This window comes from Pseudomonas thermotolerans DSM 14292, from assembly GCF_000364625.1.
GTDB lineage: Bacteria > Pseudomonadota > Gammaproteobacteria > Pseudomonadales > Pseudomonadaceae > Aquipseudomonas > Aquipseudomonas thermotolerans.
Genome location: NZ_KB822669.1, coordinates 1 through 1,228 on the forward strand (window position 1 = coordinate 1; position 1,228 = coordinate 1,228).

A 1,228-nucleotide genomic window follows, 5' to 3' on the forward strand; every position below is an offset into this window, starting at 1 on the left:
CTGTTTCATCAGGGATGCTGGTCTTGCCATGGTTCACCTCGTGCAGTGTATCGCTTAACGGGGTGTCCACTGGGACTGGGCAAGATCAGTCAAACAACGCTTTTCAAGGTTACGCTGAAGCATGCTCCCCCACCGGGTAGGTTCTGAACCGAGATCGTCCAACCCTGCTTGCTACAGATGCGTTTTACTAATGAAAGACCCAGCCCCAAACCATCCCCTCGCGCCTGTGTACCACGTACAAAGGGCTGGAAAATCTGCTCGTGCTGCTCGAAAGGAATGCCGCTGCCACTATCCTCTACGCGGAACTCTCCAGATCCTATTACTAGGCGTACAAACCCCCTCTCGGTGTAATGCAGTGCGTTTCGCAGTAGGTTGGCCATCACCGCGTTGAGAAAAGTAGGATTGTAGCGACCATCATCCGTACCCTCTTCAATGCACTGGAAATCCAGTTTTTTTTCTCTGAACATTGGGCCCCAACGCTCGGCTTGCTCGGTGGCCACCTTGGCTAAACTGCTACTCGCGACAAAGGCTGTCTCATTAGCTTTATCTCTGGCTAGTTGCAGGAAGGTCTGGACCAGCTCGCGCATCTCCTCGCAAGCCCGGTCTATACGTTCAATCTGCACACGCTCGCGCTGCTCAAGCTTCACCTCTGCAAGCAACTCACAGGAAGTGGCAATGATCATGAGTGGGGTGCGCAATTCATGGCTGACATCACTGGTGAATAGCCGTTCACGCTCCAGTGACTGACGCACTTGGCCCAACGTGCTGTCAAAGGCAGCTGCCAGTTGACCAATTTCGTCATCAGGGTAATCGGGAGCAAGTGGCGGAGCCAAAGAGTGCAATTGGTCGCGATGACGCACCTGCTGAGCCAAGCGACTGATGGGCGCCATCACCTTACGCGCCATGACTAGCCCGAGCCCCCATGCGGCTGCGATGGTCAGTAGAAAGCCTGCTAGTACTACATCGAATAGAACTTGCTCACGGGCCTCGAACTCGTGTTGTTCTTGCACCAATAGATAGGTCTGATTGTTGATTTCCTGGACATAGACATAGAACGCCTCATTGCCATCGACGACCTCATTGAAGCCTTCTTCCAGATTTGCATACTGCTCGGGAATGGCATATTCGGAATGGCTAGGGATGGTCTGAAAAAGTCCTTTCTCGAAAAATGCTGCCCAGTAACCATGCGGGATACAGGGCAGCGGTTTCGCGAAAAACGGGCTTTTTC

General features: G+C 53.0%; 1 protein-coding gene. It reads right to left on the reverse strand.

Annotated features, from left to right (window positions below):
- Positions 1-89: 89 nt before the first annotated feature.
- Positions 90-1,228 (reverse strand): sensor histidine kinase (locus H165_RS18900; protein ID WP_017940323.1); only part of this gene is annotated, 1,139 nt, incomplete at its 5' end.